Raw genomic sequence first — 17,607 nt, 5'->3', positions numbered from 1 at the left:
CCGCATCTATCAGTCAGCGGCAATCGGCATCCATTAAGGTCCTGCCGGTATTAACTCAGTACGATTGTGCCATCGATATTTGTAAATAGTTGATCTTTCGCTTCCATGCGATCCATCGCTGTTATGACTGTTGAATTTTTCGCACTGACAATAAGTGCTGCCTGATCCATCAATACAAGCGATTCTTTGATTCCCTTCATCTTCGCTTCGTTTACCTTTTCAGTGACATGTGCCCATTCAGCATCCGAAATATGAATATTTCGTTCCGCTAGACGATCTGATGCGTGTTTGCTGATTTTAAGTTCAGCAGGTTGTACCGCTTTGTTCAGATGTTCTAAAAACGATTGTTTCGGGCTTTGCACAGTTAGTAGCGGTTGTCCTTGGCGTATGAGTGGCTGCGCTGGAATGCGATGAATGTTCATATTATCCATACAATCGCTCCGTTCTATCTTATTGGCTTATCGACGTAAAACTATTTCCATCAATCCTGTTTCCGTCGTTTAAAATATACTGCAGTTTCCCTTCTTTATTGGAAACGGATACGACTGTCCCTGTCTTCTCTTCTTCACCAACCGAATAACCGACCGTTTTACCGATTAACATGCTAGCTTCGACTAAACTATTAGAATTTCCTGACCCCGCGAGCACTTCTGATATATTTCCTGGTGTCAGTTCTTTTCCATCCTGCATCGTAAAGACCGCCGAACCATTCACAAACTTCACGGAATTAATCATTCCTGTTCCTTCATTGACAATCGGCTTACCATCTTCACCGACCTTATCCGACATCTCATGCCATTTAATACTTTTACCGACAAAACTGTTGTATTGGATCAGTTGTGATTGATTTTGCGCTTCAGCAAATTTATCAAAGGACTTCGTTAAATTCATTGTCTGTTCAAGTGAAGAAAATTGGGCCATCTGTGCAATAAACTCATTATCTTTCATGGGATTCGTAGGGTCTTGATTTTGCAGTTGAGCGATTAATAATTTCATGAAGTCATCTTTACCCATGACACCTTCTCCGGTTTTTCGCTCATCCCGTTTCTTATTGACCAAATACATCGAACTTGAAATGGGTTGTTGTTCATCAATCATTCTTTACACCTCCAACTCAATCATATATTCCTGGAATGACATCACTTCGTCTCCGTTTTGTTCATGTTTGTCTTCATCTTTAGTTTCTTGCTGGTTGAATGCATGCTCTCGATCATTCTTAGCTGTATCTTGCAGCGCTTGAGATATGTCGATACGTTCCACTTGCAGATTCTGCTGTAGGAATGCGTTTCTAAGCTGATGCAACTGACTGTCCAGCATTTCTTTACCGAGTGCCGTTGATGCAAGTATTCTTGCTGTCATGACACCGTTCGTCTGAAGTAACTCAATTCGAACTTGTCCAAGGTGTTCGGGATACAGTTTGATGAGTAAACGATTCGTTCCACCTGTCTGACCAAAGTTTGAACGTTTAAATATATTTTGCATTTCTCGTAGCAAGGTCTCATTTTTAGCGTTATTGCGGTTTTCTTCAGAAGGTAAAAGGTCCCCTTTTTCTGCTAGAATGACAAAATGTCCGATATGCTTGGATTCCATCAACTGTGCTATGCCGTTTTTTGCATTTTTTGCAGAGTTTTCATTTTCTTCGAAATGCTTATTTGCTGTACCCAAGTAGCCTTGCAAGGAGAAAACAAGCTGTTCCTGCTTCATGAGCAAATCGGTTTTTGGCGCGGCGAGTTCTACTGTTTTTAACAACGTTAATAGTTCAACCGCCTGTCTTTGCGGTATACCACCTTTTCCTTTAAGTGCGTCCGTCAATTGGTTGAAAAACTGTGGACCCACAACTTCAACAGCATTAATTATTGTCCATAGATCAGTCGTACTGGACACTGCTGACAAATCAGCTTCACTAAGTCCTGCTTTTTCTAAAAGTGAAAGCATGCTTTCCATTAGCTGTTTTGGATCTAAATCGAGCAAGTTTGCAAGCTCTTCCAAATTACCCGCGTTGGTAATTGAGTCTAGTTTATTGGTCGAATCTGTATTTTCATCATCTATTAAACCCTTTACAGCTGTATCAAGCTCCTTGAGGGATGTCGCTTCAAAAATCGCCATCATTGATTCGGCGGGTACGTCACTGTCAATTGCTTCAGATTTTATTCCTTCATTTGATGGAACTTTTCCAGCGATGCTGCTAAAAACTGAACCAAATGAATTTGTGGCCGACTGTCCTGATTGTGCATTATTCGACACTGCTTGGAGTTTCATTCCGTTCATTGCTTGTAGTGTTGCGATGTTCACTTATTCACCTCCCTTCAATACTATCGGTGAAAAACGTCTACTATTTAGTCATCATTGTGGTGTATTTTGCAGCATCATCAGGTGACATTTTTTCAAGGATTCCAGCAAGGGTATCAGTTTTTAAGCCAGTTAAAATCCGAATAGCTTCTGCATCACTCATTTTTGTAATGACAGGGGCTGCAGATTTTGACGACATCTGTTCAAAAGTTGTCACAATCTCTTTGAAATTTCGTTTGGAATCATCTTTTTCACGAATGAGAACGGCTATTTCATCAAGCAGTTTCTCCTGTTCAATCAGTAATTTCTCGATTTCATCAGATGATGTATCCAAATCTGTCTGGACTTTGAATAGTTGTGCTTCTTTCTCTTGAATTTCCGCTTGCATTGTGACAAGCCGCTCTTCAAGGACTAAATTCCCAGTGTCTGAATTCTCATTTTCCCTTTCAGCAATAAAGGGAAGGTTTTCCGTCAATCCTTTTGCCTTATCAAAAACATTAACGTCAAAAACAGTTGCTATGATTAAACCCACTGCCGTAACAAACAGGAGCGGGATAAGTACCCATAACAGAAGTACTTGAAATATCCCGGCACTTTTTTCTTTTTCGACGTTAGATTGTGCTACATTTTGTTTCATTTTTTTCGCCATATGATCACCCGTTTTCTCTTCTCCGGAACTTCAGCGTCGACAATTCATCAAGCTGAATTGCTTCTAGCTGTTCCATTTCAGCGCGATGATGTTCACGATCTTTTTCTTTCATTTTTTCAAACTTTCGCACCTCAAGCGTTTTTTCCAAAAGTTTATTCTCATACCAGTTCATTTTCGAGCGGGCTTGCATGACTTGTTGTTGCATTTCTGCAGTCCTTTTCTCTAAACTGGAAATGAATCTTGCATAGTGATGAATTTCATTAATTGAAAATCCAGCTGCCATCTTTACCTGCTGCTCTACGAGAATATCTTCTTTCTTCTTCAGTAATTCGTATAATTTGGTAGCAACTGTTTCAAATGCCTCAACTGCACCTTTAAATTCTACTTCAGTTTCTGTTTTTTCTTGTTCACGGAACGTCAAGACCTTTTCGAAGCGGTAGAGATAAGGTTTCATACATTCCCACCTCCTGTGCCAAGAGAAACGAGTTCCGCTATGCTGTCTTCCATTGAGATATTATCTTTATACCCTTGTTTTAAAAAGTTCGTAATAAGTGGCTCAAATTCAATTGCACGATCGATTTCATTCGATGTTCCCCGTTTATAGGCACCGATATTGATCAAATCCTCGGATTTATCGTATGTATAATAAAGATCACGCAGTTTTTCTGCTGCTTTTACATGTTCTTCATCTGCAATATGGTTCATAAGCCGACTTACGCTTTTTAAGACATTGATAGCAGGATATTGCCCTTTATTGGCGAGTGTTCGGTCAAGCACAATATGACCATCAAGAATTCCCCGTACCGCATCAGCAATAGGCTCATTCATATCATCGCCATCGACGAGAACTGTATAGAACGCTGTTATAGAACCGAACTCATTCGTACCCGTTCGCTCTAATAATTTAGGTAATATCGCAAAAACAGAAGGGGTGTAACCGCGCGTAGCGGGTGGTTCTCCGACAGCAAGCCCTATTTCCCGCTGTGCCATTGCAACCCGTGTTACGGAATCCATCATCAGCATGACGTTCATTCCTTTGTCACGGAAATACTCGGCGATTGCGGTAGCTGTGAACGCTCCTTTAATACGCATGAGTGCAGGCTGATCAGAAGTTGTCGCTACAACAATCGATCGGCTCATCCCTTCAGGTCCTAGGTCACGTTCGATGAATTCCCGAACTTCACGTCCCCGCTCACCGATGAGTGCGATGACGTTTAGGTCAGCTGTCGTATTGCGGGCAATCATGCCAAGCAGAGTACTTTTACCAACGCCGGAACCTGCAAAAATTCCGACACGCTGCCCTTTTCCAACGGTTAACATACCATCAATCGCTTTGACACCAACAGCAAGTTTTTCATTGATAGGTGGGCGAGTTAACGCATTCGGTGGATCCTGTTCTGTTCTGACAGTTGTCAGCCCTTTAGGAAGGATGCTATTGTCAATCGGATTTCCCATCGAATCGAGTACTTTTCCTACAAGATTCATCCCAACCTTGATTTCGAGTGGTTTTCCAAAGCTTTCAACAAGGCAGCCGCTTGAAATATCACGAATGTTTGTATAAGGCATCAGGATGACGATTTCCTCCTTGAATCCAACAACTTCCGCTTTAATAATCGAGGTATCTTTTCCAGAAGTGTTCAAATGAATATGGCAAACATCACCAATTGAGCTTTCAGGTCCTTGTGACTCAATCATTAAACCGACTACACGGACAACGCGTCCAAGTTTCTTGAAGGTCTTCACATTTGGAATGAATTCAATTAGTTCCTCCGCTTTTTTCATCATCAAACACCACTTTCTAGGATTTCGATGAGTTTTTCCCTTAGTTCATTCAATTGTTCATCAATGCTTACAACAATCCGTCCGTGGTTTGTTTCAATATAGCAATCTGCAGATTCAAAATCCTCATTTGAAAAAATAAGAAAAGGCACATTGGGCGGAAATATAGATGCAAGTTCAGAGCGATTCTCCGAAACAAGTTTAAAATAGTCGAGAGAAACGTATAATTTAATTTCTTTCATTTCCCGAGTCTCTTTCAAAGCTCTCTTAATAACCGATAAATACTTTTCCTTATCATCCTCAAGCGTCTGGCCGATAATTCTTTCGGCGGACAGCATTGCTAAATCGAGAATGACACGTTCCTGGCTATCTAGGTATTGGCGCGCGTTATCATCTGATAACTCCGTGACTCTATTTGCGGTCTCAATAGAGGCAGCTATATCTGATATAGATTTATTGTGCCCTTCCTCATATCCAACTTGGAAACCTTCTTCATATGCTTGTTGCTGCAGCTCGGTTTTCTCGTTCTGCCATGCTTTTTGCATAGATGCTATATCTTCAGTGGCGGTTTGTCTTAATTGTTCAATTGACGCTTTTTCAACTTCATTCGCTTTACTTGCTTCTTTTAACAAGCGGTCACGTTCAGCTAGCACTTCATCTAATGATGGTTCTACTATCGTGTTGGCTTCCTGCGAAACAGTCAGACTACGTATGGAAATTTCTTTCATTTCTCCAACTTCCAGTATCGTATTAAACGATCGAAATACATTAGACAATGATGTCATCTCCTCCACCACGCGCGATAATGATTTCACCTGACTCCTCGAGCCTACGTATAATGCCAACAATACGTGATTGTGCTTCTTCCACATCTTTCAAACGGACAGGTCCCATGACTTCCATTTCTTCTTGGAATGATTCCGCCATTCGTTGTGACATATTCCTGTAGAGAATATCCTTCACTTCTTCACTTGAAACTTTCAATGATAGGATTAGATCTTCATTTTCACAATCACGTACGATACGCTGAATCGAACGGTTATCCAGTGTAACGATATCTTCAAAGACAAACATCCGTTTACGAATTTCTTCGGCTAATTCCGGATCTTGAATTTCAAGCGCATCCAGAATCGTTTTCTCCGTCGTTCTGTCAACACCATTCAGTACTTCAACAACGGCATCAATGCCACCCGTTTCCGTATAATCCTGCGTTACAGTTGAAGAGAGCTTACGTTCAAGCACTGCTTCGATTTCACTGATGACTTCTGGTGATGTGGAATCCATCGTCGCAATTCTCTTTGCTATATCTGCTTGCATTTCTTGCGGTAATGACGATAAAATCATTCCAGCTTGTTCTGCCTCCAAATAAGACAGAATGAGCGCGATTGTTTGTGGATGCTCGTTTTGGATGAAATTTAATATCTGTGAAGGATCGGCACGTCTGGCAAAATCAAAAGGTCGTACTTGCAAAGATGAAGTAAGACGATTAATAATCGCTTGTGCATGTTCCTTGCCGAGCGCTTTTTCAAGTACTGTCTTCGCATAACCAATACCGCCTTGTGAAATATAATCCTGTGCAAGCGCAATATTATGAAACTCTTCGATAATTTCTTCCTTCACCGATGATTCAACTTTTTTAACCCCTGAAATTTCTAGTGTCAGTCGTTCAATTTCATCTTCATTTAGATGCTTATAGATTGATGCTGAAACTTCTGGACCGAGGGAAATGAGTAGGAGTGCTGCTTTTTGCTTACCTGTCATCCCTTTGCCTTTTTTCACCACAATTTATCCCTCCGTCATTCCTCGGCTATCCATGTACGCAATAATTTGGCAAACTCTTCCGGTTTTTCTTTTGCCATCTTCTCCAATTGTTTTCTACGGACAGTTCCTTCTGTTTCAAGCTCTGTGTTTATGTCATTTACATCAAATGATACAAGTTGTTCTTCGATAATTAGTTCATCTTCCAGTTCTTCGGCTCTTCTCCGTTTTTGGAAGAAGGCAAAGACAAGAATTGCGATGATAACTAGCAATGACACACCAATCACATAAACCCACCAAGGGATTACAGTTTTCGGCTCTGAGAAGTCCGTAATCTTGCCATTGAAAGGTTGGACAGAAACAACGATTTTGTCGTTCAACTCTGCATCAGTTAAATCTCCAGAAGCTTCTTTATCAATCGACGTTCTAATAATCGTTTCAAGAATCCGTTGGACATCTTCTTGCAAACCCGGTGGCATGGATGTTGCATCATCTGCTACTGGCGGTTCTACCATGACCTGAATTCCTATATCACGAATTTTATAAGGACTTTCAACAATTTCTTTACGGATTCGGTTCACTTCATTATTTACCGTTTCTTCTATCTTTTCATAATCTCCATTTGAAAACGTACCTTCCACAAACCCAGTACCGTTATCTGTTGGATCTTCTGCTTCAGGAGTGCCACCTGCAACTGGCCCATTCCCTGTAAATGACTCCGTGAGACGCTGGACGCTGAGCGCGATGCCTTCCATACTCTCCTCATCGACTGGTGTTACAAGATTCTCTTCCCTATTTTCAAGTTGAAAATCAATATCCGTTGTTACGGAGACCACAATTTTATCCTGTCCCATCATTGTTCCGAGCATCATCTGCACTTGTCGTTGTAAATCACGTTCTATTGTCTTTTTGACCGACATTTGATCTGCAATACTTGGTCCGGATGGATTATCGGTAGTCTTCAAGTCGAAGTATTCGAAATACTGGTTTGTTATAACAATATCGTCCGTTGATAGATTTGGGAGACTCTTCGAGACGAGGTTATATAACGCAGTGATCTGCGGTTCGCTAAACTGATGGCCAGCATCTGTATTAAGAACAATCGATGCACTAGCCTGTTGAGTGCTTTCATTCAAGAAAACACTTTCCGTTGGCAACGTAATCATGACTTTAGCATCTTTAACGCCTGCTATTCCTTTAATCAGGTTAGCTAGTTCCGTTTGCATTGAAGCGAGTTTAATCATATTAAACTCATTGTCCGTTGTTCCAAATCCTGCATTTTCCGCAAAAAAGGAATAATCTATCATTCCTGAGTTTGGAAATCCTTCCGCGGCAAGCGATACCAGTAAATCATCTACACGCTCTTTTGGTACGAGTATTGAAGTTCCACCTGGCGCAATTTCACTTGGCACGCCTTGGCTATCCAACTGTTCCTTTATCCGTCCTATTTCAGATTGGGATACTTCAGAATACAGGGGTACAAATTCTGTCCTTGATAGGAAGAAAGTCAGTATAGCAGCGATTATAATAACCGCAGCGGCAGAACCGAAATAGGTTATTTTTTGTTTTTTTGTACGACTTAACCAGAACGTCTGAATATCAGCTCTGATTTTCGCCAATCTTTCATTCATTGTAATCCTCCGGTCAGCTTACGGAATTCGAAAATCCAACTTAATTTGAATGAGTCACTCATTCATACAGGCATACGGATAATTTCCTGATATGCTTCCACTACTTTATTCCGCACTTCCATTGTTGCATTTAAGGCAATCGATGCTTTCTGCGATGCTATCATGACGTCATGAAGTTCAATATCTCCGCCACGCACAAGTTTTTCTGTCATCAAATCTGATTCATATTGTTTCGTATTTACTTCTTGGATTGCCTCTTTCAAGAAAGTCCCAAAGCTTTGTTGCGCCTCACTGGGTGTCGGCTTCATTTGTGTATCCATTTTTAAAAGTCCTGCTGACTGCACTGGATTGAAAACAGATTGTATCGCCATTCTTTTATCATCCTTCCTAAACTATCATTTACCGATTTCAAGTGCTTTCATGAGCATAGATTTATTTGCATTAATAACAGTTACATTTGCTTCATAAGAACGTGTCGCAGACATTAGGTCAATCATTTCACGTAACGGGTCAACATTTGGCATCGAAACATACCCATCCTCATTCGCATCAGGGTGAGATGGATCAAAAACAAGCTTAAATGATGTTTCCGTATCTTCTTTAATAGTTGAAACCGTAACACCGTACCCCGCTGATCCTTTTACCTGTTTTCCCATTGCCGCATTCAACATTGACGAAAACTGTCCTTCCCGGGGTTGAAACGAAACAGATTTACGGCGGTAGGGCTGCCATTCACCCTCAACCATTCTCCCGCGTGTTGTATCTACGTTCGCCATATTGGAGGATATAACATCCATCCTAAGACGTTGAGCAGTTAATGCAGATGCAGAGGTGTTTAAACTATGAAATATAGTCAATGTTAACGACCTCCTTTAATGACGTTTTGTAACGTACTAAACTTCCCATTAATCCGATCGACGACTGCGTTATAGTAAATTTGATTCGACGCTAAATTTGCTTGTTCTTTATCCATGTCTACACCGTTTCCATTTTGACGATAGCGGAGATTTGAGTAATTGAAAACTCCGGGGTGAGTCGTAGGTGTATTAAAAGCGATATGCCTTTTATCCGTTCTGTAGGTTTCTAGAGAATTACCCCTCGCTTCATCGAAAACTTCTTTAAAACTGACGTCTTTCGCTTTGTAATTTGGCGTGTCAACATTTGCTATATTTTGCGAGATTACTTTTCCTTTTGTAGCAGAATAATCTAAACCCCGTTCCAATTGCGAAATCATCGTTCCAAATAAACTCAATCTTCTCACCTCTCAATCTATATATTCCCCAATAGTATGATGCTAATCTCTATAATTCTGATTATATTTTAGTATTAATATAGCTACTACTATTGTAGCGGATTTTGTAGATTCTTGTCTATCACTATATGATTAATAACCATTAGTTCATTTAGCACTATTTACAATATATAAGTCATTATGAGGATAATAATAGTTCAAAAATAATGGGTACTATGTATTTATTTATTTTCTGAATTCAATACTCACTTTATGCACGCTTGTTTAATGCAAATAAAAAAGCACTTCTCTTTTTTCAAAAGAAGTGCTTGAAAATTAATTGTTAATTATGATTTTTGCTTTTCGAGTTCTTCTAGGAATTTATTGTTAAGAACTTTAATATAAGTTCCTTTCATACCAAGTGAACGAGATTCGATGACGCCGGCACTTTCAAGTTTACGCAAAGCATTTACGATAACCGAGCGAGTGATTCCCACGCGATCTGCAATTTTAGATGCCACTAGCAAACCTTCGTTACCGTCAAGCTCATGGAAGATGTGTTCGATAGCTTCGTGTTCACTGTAAGAAAGTGAACTGATTGCCATTTGAACAACTGCTTTACTGCGTGCTTCAATTTCGATTTTCTCAGATTTTTCACGTAAAATTTCCATACCTACGACTGTTGCTCCATACTCTGCAAGAATCAAGTCGTCATCTTGGAAGTCATCTTTAAGTCTTGCGAGGATAAGCGTACCAAGGCGCTCACCGCCACCGACGATAGGAACAATTGTCGTCAAACCGTCTTTGAATAATTCTCGGTTTTCATTTGGGAATACTGAATGAGTATTGTGGACATCAAGGTTAGAAGATGTCTCTCTCACGTCAAACAAGCGATTCGTATATTCTTCAGGAAATTTGCGATCGATGAACATTTGTTTCATGCGTTCGTTGTCAATTTTATGATGAATTTCTAGACCTAGCAATTTCCCTTTTCTACTAACGATAAAAGCGTTACATTCGATTACAAAGCTGAGTTTTTCAGCCATTTCTTTAAAGTTTACCGGTTTTCCTGCTGATTCTTGTAGCATTGCGTTAATTTCGCGTGTTTTTGATAATAAATTCATTTTTATATTTCCTCCTCAAAGTAATTGCTGTCGTTTAAAGAATATTCTAAAGGTTTTCAATCATTAAATAAACTAATATGTTTCGTTATAAGATAAATTGTGACAAATCTTTGTTTTTTGCGATATCTTTCAACTTTTCGTCGACATATGCAGGTGTTATTTTTATTGTTGCAGGTCCAATATCAGATGCTTCAAACGATAATTCTTCAAGTAACTTCTCCAAAATCGTATGTAAGCGTCTAGCTCCGATATTTTCTGTCGAATCATTCACTTCAAATGCGATTTCAGCAAGCCTACTGATTGCTTCATCCGTAAAGTCTAAAACGACATCTTCTGTATTAAGCAGTTTTTCGTATTGTCGGATTAATGAAAAGTCTGGCTCTTTTAAAATACGGATAAAATCATCTTTAGTTAGTTTTTCAAGTTCAACCCGGATTGGAAATCGGCCTTGCAGCTCTGGAATGATATCAGAGGGCTTTGACATGTGGAAAGCTCCCGCAGCAATGAATAGGATAAAGTCCGTTTTAACAGTTCCGTACTTAGTAGTGACGGATGACCCTTCAACGATTGGTAAAATATCTCGTTGTACACCTTCTCGTGAAACATCAGCTGAAGAACTACCTCCACCCCTACTTGCGATTTTGTCCATCTCATCAATGAAGATAATCCCTGACTGCTCTGTCAATTCAATAGCACGCCGAGCGATTTCATCAGTATCAATGAGTTTGTCGGCCTCTTCCGCTTCGAGGGCAATACGAGCGTCTTTTACTTTCAAATTCCGCTTCACTGTCTTTTTTGGCATAAGTGAAGAAAGAGCATCTTGCATATTTGCACCCATTTGTTCCATACCCGAGCCTTGCAAGCTGTCAAACATGGATGGCTGCTGAGCAGAAATTTCAATCGTAACCATTTGCTCTTCAAGTTCACCCGCTTTAAGGCTTGCGGCGATATCAGAACGTTTACGCTTCACATCGGCCATTTCTGCATAATCCGGCTCTTCTTGTTCTGTTTTTTGCCCGAACAGCATTTCAAAGGGATTTTGTATATTACCCATTTTCTTTTTTTCAGGAACGAGAAGTTCAATGAGACGCTCTTCGGCAAGGATAGATGCATTCTCTTTCACAGCTTCGCGTTGTTCTTCCCGAACAATCCGCACACCTGCTTCAGTTAAATCTCTTATCATCGATTCAACATCACGTCCGACATAGCCAACTTCTGTAAACTTTGTAGCTTCAACTTTTAGGAACGGCGCGTTGACAAGTTTCGCAATGCGTCTAGCGATTTCAGTCTTCCCAACACCGGTCGGACCAATCATTAGTATGTTTTTTGGAATGATTTCATTTTTCTCTTCATCCAATAAAAGACTTCTTCTGTATCTGTTACGAATTGCAACAGCCACTGCCCTCTTCGCTTTATCCTGTCCAATAATATATCTATCTAGATGCGCAGTTAGTTCTTTGGGTGTCAGCTCTACTTTATTTATCATTCAAGCACCTCCACAATAATATGGTCATTAGTAAAGACACATATTTCTGCAGCCGTCTCCAGCGCCGCTTGCGCAATTTCAGCAGCGTTCAGTGATTGACCGCTATACTTTTTCAATGCTCTTCCGGCAGCAAGTGCATAATGACCACCAGAACCGATTGCTAAAATTCCGTCATCCGGTTCAATCACTTCACCAGTACCCGACACAAGAAGTAATGTTTCGCTATCCATGACAAGCAACATCGCTTCAAGTTTACGAAGAATCCGGTCGCCCCGCCATTCTTTAGCAAGTTCTACTGAGGCCCGTTGAAGATTCCCATTGTACTCGGTTAGCTTTGCTTCGAACAATTCAAATAGTGTAAAAGCGTCTGCTACGGATCCCGCAAAGCCTGCCAACACTTTACCGCCAAATATTCTACGTACTTTTTTTGCCGTATGCTTCATAACGACTGCATTTCCTACTGTTACTTGCCCATCACCCGACATGGCACTTACACCATTATGACGAATTGCAAAAATTGTAGTTGCATGGAATTCCATCAGATCATCCTCCTATGCTCGCGGATGCGTATTCATATATGTTTTCCTTAAGTGCTCTTTTGTTATGTGTGTATACACTTGCGTTGAAGATAAGTGACTGTGTCCCAGAAGTTCCTGAACAGTCCTCATGTCAGCCCCTCCTGCCAAAAGATGAGTTGCAAAAGAGTGGCGAATCATATGTGGATAAATCTTTGAGTGGAGTGATGCGCGTTCCATCATCATGCTCAAGATATGACGCACACCTCGGTCAGTCAAAGGATCGCCCCGCAAATTGACGAACAACATGTCATGTTCTTTTTGTTTCATCAAATCCAGTCTGCTTTTCTCACGATAAGCATCGAGTGCGGATTGCGCAAAACTACCAAACGGAACATATCGTTCTTTGCGACCTTTTCCCATGACCAGAACGATGCCAAGATGGTCATCTATATCCTGTATTTTGATGGAAGTTAGCTCACTAACGCGTATGCCTGTTGCATAAAGTAACTCCAAGAGTGCATAGTCACGTAATGACTTCTTATCCTGCCCATCACAAGACGAAAATAACAGCTCCAGTTCTTCTTCATAAAAAAAAGCCGGAAGTCTATCTTCCTTCTTCGGATGGTGGAGTGAACGGAATGCAATATCATTAATCTCATATCTGGCATTCGCAAACTTGAAGAATGAACGGATTGAAGATACTTTTCTGGAAATCGATGCTCTCGATAAACCCTTGTCATAAAGTTCCGTCGCATAAAGCCTTGCTTCGGGATACGTGACATCATTTAAATCTGCTATCCCCTCAACTTCTAGAAAGGACAGAAATGCATCTACATCTTTTTCATACTCTAATACTGTATAAAAAGAATAGTTTTTTTCCAGGCGTACATATGAAATGTATTCATCACGAATGATAGAAGGTTGTACAGTCATACATTTCACTCCTCGAATGAAAAAGTCCTAAAGCTGATAAACTATTCTGAGTCATTTGAATAATAACACACTTCACACAAAACACTATAGCAAATTGATGAATAGACGTAAAATAATGACTTCTTAAGGAATTCAAAAGTCATCCACGATTCACTATACAATAAATATCGTTAATTCGGCAACTATCTATCACCAAGATGTCTGACCTCTTGCAATTTGTTCTACTTTTAGACACAATTTGTTCATATCCGCAAAAAAAAGAAGCCCGGATCACATCCATGACTTCACTAATCTTAATAAATTAAAATCAACTTAGTGTGACTGTCTGAAATTCACTAATTGCATTCAGAGCGCGCTCTGCGTGCTTTTCTGCTCTTTCAACTTTGGTTTTAACGCGTTTATCAAGTTCTGGGAAGAGACCAAAGTTAATGTTCATCGGTTGGAAATTATTCGGGTTAGCTTCCGTGACGTATCGCGCCATGCTACCCAGTGCTGTTTCGTGTGGGAAAGTGATAGGTTCATTTCCAAGTGCCAAATTGGCGGCATTCATACCTGCTATGAGTCCCGAACCAGCCGATTCGACGTAACCTTCTACACCAGTCATTTGGCCTGCGAAAAATAGATTACGATTCGCTTTCAATTGATAAGTCGCATCCAACACACGGGGTGAGTTAATGAAAGTGTTCCGATGCATAACACCATAACGAACGATTTCAACATTCTCCAAGCCAGGAATAAGATTGATAACTTCCTTTTGTGCGCCCCATTTCATATGTGTTTGAAAGCCCACGATGTTATATAATGTACCCGCCGCATCATCCTGACGAAGCTGGACAACCGCTTTTGCAAGCTCTCCAGTTTCCGGATGTTCAAGCCCTACTGGTTTAAGTGCACCGAATAAAAGTGTTTTGGCACCTCTTTGAGCGATTACTTCAACGGGCATACACCCTTCGAAATAAATCTCTTTCTCAAATTCCTTAAGTGGTACGATTTCCGCTGCGACAAGCGCATTATAAAATCGTTCAAACTCTTCCTCATTCATCGGACAATTTAAATAAGCGGCTTCACCTTTATCATATCTAGATTTCAAATATACTTTATCCATATCAATTGAATCTTTTTCAATAATAGGTGCTGCTGCGTCGTAGAAATACAGATAGTCTTCGCCTGTTAGTTTACGTATCTCTTCAGCTAGTGCAGGTGACGTCAAAGGACCCGTTGCAATGATAGTAATTCCTTTTGGTAGTTCAGTCACTTCTTCATTAATAACCTCGATGAGCGGATGATTTCGAATCGTTTCTGTTACTTTTCCTGCAAATTCATGACGGTCAACCGCCAATGCTCCCCCTGCAGGAACCGAGCAAGCATCTGCCGCTCTAATAATCAGTGAATCAAGCATTCTCATCTCTTCTTTAATAATACCTACTGCATTCGTCAGATTGTTTGCGCGCAGTGAGTTACTGCACACCAGTTCAGCAAATTTGTCTGTATGGTGCGCTGGCGTCTGTTTTACCGGACGCATTTCATATAAACGAACATTTACACCACGACTGGCGATTTGCCATGCAGCCTCACTCCCAGCGAGGCCTGCGCCTATCACATTTACGATGGGTGTCATACCTTCACCTTCTCTTTCTAGTTGTTAGTTTAGTTCCAGGCGTCAGATGCTCGGTCATAAGCATACCGGAAAGTTCACCGGTACGTCGTCGTTCTGGCTGTGCAGCAAAGGGCGCTGCTTCGCCAGCCCGTCTTATGTCTACCGCGGGCTTACAGGATGTAGGTCATGCAGCTGTTGCCACAGGAAGTGGCGCACTTAGGCTGCGTTCATTTGTAGACGACGCCTTCCACTTTTCTTTATTGTCCAGGCTACAGCGCCTAGAGGCTCGGGTCATAAGGCAGCCTGGCTATGCAGCAAAAAACGCTACTTCGCCAGCCCGTCTTATGCCTGTCGCCTCTGAGCAGGCGCTTCCGCTTTTCCTTATTGTCTAGTTCCAGGCGTCAGATGCTCGGTCATAAGCATACCGGAAAGTCACCGGTACGTCGTCGTTCCAGCTGTGCAGCAAAGAACGCTGCTCCGCCAGACCGTCTTATGTCTGCCGCATCTAAACGACGCCTTCCACTTTTCGTTATTATTGCGTATCTTCTTTGTAGTCACATTCTGTACATTGAATCTGAACGCCTTTTTTCGATTTCTTTTCAACTAGCGTGCTTTCACATTTCGGACAAGGTCTTGAAACGGGTTTGTCCCATGAAACATATTCACATTCGGGGTACTGATCGCATCCGTAAAATATACGTTTCGTTTTACTTTTACGTTCGACGACCTGTCCTTCTTTACAAGATGGGCAAGTGACGCCGATGGGTTTGATAATTGCTTTCGTATTACGGCATTCCGGAAAATTCGAACATGCCATGAATTTCCCATAACGGCCTAATTTGTATACCATAGCCGAACCGCATTTCTCACAATCTTCACCTGCAGGCTCGTCTTTGATTTCAATTTTTTCCATCTCAGCATCTGCAACTTGCACATGCTTTTCAAAATCCCCATAAAAATTATCAATTACTTCGACCCATTTTGTCTGGCCGTGTTCAACGTTATCAAGTTCTTTTTCCATTTGCGCTGTAAATTCAAGGTCAATAATATTTGGGAAGTATTGATTTACTGCCTGATGGACTATCCCGCCAAGCTCTGTCGGAATAAATCTCTTCGCATCCAGTGTCACATATCCCCGTTTTTGAATTGTGTCGAGTGTCGGTGCGTACGTGGACGGACGACCTATTCCCTGCTCCTCGAGCGTTTTAACCAATCTTGCTTCCGAATACCTCGGAGGCGGTTGAGTAAAGTGCTGTTTGGGGTCAATTTCACTGAACTTCACTTGTTCCCCTTCTTCGAGCGGCGGGAGAATACGGTCTTTCTCCTCTTCTTTATCGTCATTACCTTCAACATACACTTTCATAAATCCTTGGAATTTCACTTGTGATCCATTTGCCCTGAAGCGGACTTCACCGTTCACAAGGTCAACAGCGACTGTATCAAGTACCGCTGGAGCCATCTGACTAGCAACAAGTCGCTCCCAAATCAGTTTATAGAGACGCAGTTGATCGCGGGACAACACCGTTTTCATCGCAGCTGGTGGTCGCATGACTGACGTCGGGCGTATCGCCTCGTGTGCGTCCTGCGTTTTTGCAGTACTTTTTGCTGCTGGCTTAGATGTTGCAACAAACTCTTTTCCATACATTGTTTCTATGAATGATTTTGCTTCTTCTTTAGCACTATCGGCAATTCTAGTTGAGTCAGTTCTCATATAAGTTATAAGACCGACTTGTCCTTCTTTTCCGAGGTTGATACCTTCATATAGTTGCTGGGCAAGCATCATTGTCTTTTTCGCTCGGAAGTTTAGCTTTCTAGCCGCTTCCTGTTGCAAGGACGAAGTTGTGAACGGCAGTGCCGGATTTCGTTTGCGCTCTTTTTTCACGACTTTCCCAATATCGAATTTATCTCCTTCTAATTGACTTAGAATGGCATCGACTTGTTTCTTGTCTGTCAGTTTTACTTTTTTCTTTGAATCGCCAAAAAACTCCGCTTCAAATGAAGTATCATCTTTTTCAAATTGAGCCGAAATACTCCAATACTCTTCAGGTACGAACGCATTGATTTCATTTTCTCTATCGATAATCATACGAAGTGCTACAGATTGAACGCGTCCTGCGGAAAGACCTTTTTTAACTTTCTTCCAAAGGATCGGACTTATGTTATAGCCTACCAGGCGGTCCAATATACGACGTGCCTGTTGAGCATCTACGCGATCCATATCGATGGGACGTGGATTTTTAAAGGATTCTTTAATCGCTTCTTTTGTTATTTCATTGAATACAACACGGCAATCTGATTCAATATCTACGCCAAGTTGGTTTGCTAAGTGCCAAGCAATTGCTTCCCCTTCTCTATCTGGGTCAGCTGCGAGAAAGATTTTTTTAGCTTTTTTAGCTTCTTTTTTCAATTCTTGAAGAATCGGGCCTTTGCCGCGGATCGTAATGTACTTCGGTTCATAATTATTTTCGGTATCTACACCCATCTGGCTGCGCGGTAAATCGCGTAAGTGACCAAGTGATGCACGCACTTTATATTTCTTTCCGAGATAACGCTCGATCGTTTTCGCCTTTGCGGGTGACTCTACAATTACTAGGTAGTCTGCCATTAAGTGT

The 17,607-nt window shown here is 41.2% G+C and carries 19 protein-coding genes; 1 reads left to right on the top strand and 18 read right to left on the bottom strand.

The features are described from left to right. Positions 1-50: 50 nt before the first annotated feature. The 17 genes from AC1TO6_RS04705 to trmFO form a co-directional block, all read right to left on the bottom strand. A complete protein-coding gene (locus AC1TO6_RS04705; protein WP_482100442.1) occupies positions 51-431 on the bottom strand; it encodes a TIGR02530 family flagellar biosynthesis protein in 381 nt (126 codons plus the stop codon). A 19-nt stretch (positions 432-450) separates the two neighbouring features. After that, positions 451-1,098 (bottom strand): flagellar hook assembly protein FlgD, encoded by a 648-nt coding sequence (gene flgD / locus AC1TO6_RS04700; protein ID WP_482100441.1) that lies wholly within the window; start codon positions 1,096-1,098, stop codon positions 451-453. 3 nt (positions 1,099-1,101) lie between these two features. Then, the gene (locus AC1TO6_RS04695) at positions 1,102-2,292 is read right to left on the bottom strand and encodes a flagellar hook-length control protein FliK (RefSeq protein WP_482100440.1); all 1,191 of its coding nucleotides are present in this window, start codon (positions 2,290-2,292) and stop codon (positions 1,102-1,104) included. Between the two features lie 40 nt (positions 2,293-2,332). Next, a complete protein-coding gene (locus AC1TO6_RS04690; RefSeq protein ID WP_482100439.1) occupies positions 2,333-2,938 on the bottom strand; it encodes a MotE family protein in 606 nt (201 codons plus the stop codon). Positions 2,939-2,942: 4 nt separating this feature from the next. Further along, positions 2,943-3,392 (bottom strand): flagellar export protein FliJ, encoded by a 450-nt coding sequence (gene fliJ / locus AC1TO6_RS04685; RefSeq protein ID WP_482100438.1) that lies wholly within the window; start codon positions 3,390-3,392, stop codon positions 2,943-2,945. After that, entirely contained in the window at positions 3,389-4,720 is a 1,332-nt protein-coding gene (gene fliI, locus AC1TO6_RS04680) for a flagellar protein export ATPase FliI (protein ID WP_482100613.1), read from the bottom strand. The genes fliJ and fliI overlap by 4 nt, the downstream gene beginning before the upstream one ends. Before the next feature lie 2 nt (positions 4,721-4,722). Beyond that, positions 4,723-5,502 carry a flagellar assembly protein FliH gene (fliH, locus tag AC1TO6_RS04675; protein WP_482100437.1) on the bottom strand — a complete coding sequence of 260 codons (780 nt, stop codon included), beginning with the start codon at positions 5,500-5,502 and terminating at the stop codon, positions 4,723-4,725. Beyond that, complete coding sequence (gene fliG / locus AC1TO6_RS04670) at positions 5,486-6,499, bottom strand: flagellar motor switch protein FliG (protein ID WP_482100436.1); 1,014 nt, start codon at positions 6,497-6,499, stop codon at positions 5,486-5,488. Before fliG ends, fliH begins: the two co-directional genes overlap by 17 nt. Positions 6,500-6,513: 14 nt before the next feature. Then, entirely contained in the window at positions 6,514-8,106 is a 1,593-nt protein-coding gene (fliF, locus tag AC1TO6_RS04665; protein ID WP_482100435.1) for a flagellar basal-body MS-ring/collar protein FliF, read from the bottom strand. Positions 8,107-8,168: 62 nt separating this feature from the next. Next, positions 8,169-8,426, bottom strand: coding sequence for a flagellar hook-basal body complex protein FliE (gene fliE / locus AC1TO6_RS04660; RefSeq protein ID WP_482100612.1), 258 nt, complete (start codon positions 8,424-8,426; stop codon positions 8,169-8,171). Positions 8,427-8,501: 75 nt separating this feature from the next. After that, a complete protein-coding gene (gene flgC, locus AC1TO6_RS04655; protein WP_482100434.1) occupies positions 8,502-8,963 on the bottom strand; it encodes a flagellar basal body rod protein FlgC in 462 nt (153 codons plus the stop codon). Positions 8,964-8,965: 2 nt separating this feature from the next. Next, positions 8,966-9,358, bottom strand: coding sequence for a flagellar basal body rod protein FlgB (gene flgB, locus AC1TO6_RS04650; RefSeq protein WP_482100433.1), 393 nt, complete (start codon positions 9,356-9,358; stop codon positions 8,966-8,968). Positions 9,359-9,684: 326 nt separating this feature from the next. Next, on the bottom strand, positions 9,685-10,461 hold the full coding sequence (codY, locus tag AC1TO6_RS04645; RefSeq protein WP_482100432.1) for a GTP-sensing pleiotropic transcriptional regulator CodY: 777 nt from the start codon (positions 10,459-10,461) through the stop codon (positions 9,685-9,687). Positions 10,462-10,546: 85 nt separating this feature from the next. Next, entirely contained in the window at positions 10,547-11,944 is a 1,398-nt protein-coding gene (gene hslU, locus AC1TO6_RS04640) for an ATP-dependent protease ATPase subunit HslU (RefSeq protein ID WP_482100611.1), read from the bottom strand. Then, positions 11,944-12,489 carry an ATP-dependent protease subunit HslV gene (hslV, locus tag AC1TO6_RS04635; RefSeq protein WP_482100610.1) on the bottom strand — a complete coding sequence of 182 codons (546 nt, stop codon included), beginning with the start codon at positions 12,487-12,489 and terminating at the stop codon, positions 11,944-11,946. Before hslV ends, hslU begins: the two co-directional genes overlap by 1 nt. A 9-nt stretch (positions 12,490-12,498) precedes the next feature. Then, positions 12,499-13,398: a tyrosine recombinase XerC gene (gene xerC, locus AC1TO6_RS04630; protein WP_482100431.1), complete on the bottom strand. Its 900-nt coding sequence runs from the start codon at positions 13,396-13,398 to the stop codon at positions 12,499-12,501. A gap of 307 nt (positions 13,399-13,705) precedes the next feature. Continuing rightward, entirely contained in the window at positions 13,706-15,016 is a 1,311-nt protein-coding gene (gene trmFO, locus AC1TO6_RS04625; protein WP_482100430.1) for an FADH(2)-oxidizing methylenetetrahydrofolate--tRNA-(uracil(54)-C(5))-methyltransferase TrmFO, read from the bottom strand. On the opposite strand from trmFO, the gene AC1TO6_RS04620 reads away from it, so the two are divergent. Next, complete coding sequence (locus tag AC1TO6_RS04620; RefSeq protein ID WP_482100429.1) at positions 15,010-15,387, top strand: hypothetical protein; 378 nt, start codon at positions 15,010-15,012, stop codon at positions 15,385-15,387. The two genes, trmFO and AC1TO6_RS04620, sit on opposite strands and share 7 nt — an antisense overlap. A gap of 140 nt (positions 15,388-15,527) precedes the next feature. Here the strand turns inward: AC1TO6_RS04620 and topA are convergent, their stop codons facing one another. Continuing rightward, the gene (topA, locus tag AC1TO6_RS04615) at positions 15,528-17,600 is read right to left on the bottom strand and encodes a type I DNA topoisomerase (RefSeq protein WP_482100428.1); all 2,073 of its coding nucleotides are present in this window, start codon (positions 17,598-17,600) and stop codon (positions 15,528-15,530) included. Positions 17,601-17,607 lie beyond the last annotated feature (7 nt).

This window comes from Sporosarcina sp. Y352 (genome assembly GCF_056786535.1).
Note: the sequence above shows the minus strand (reverse complement) of the source record. Positions and strands in the feature narration are given on the sequence as shown.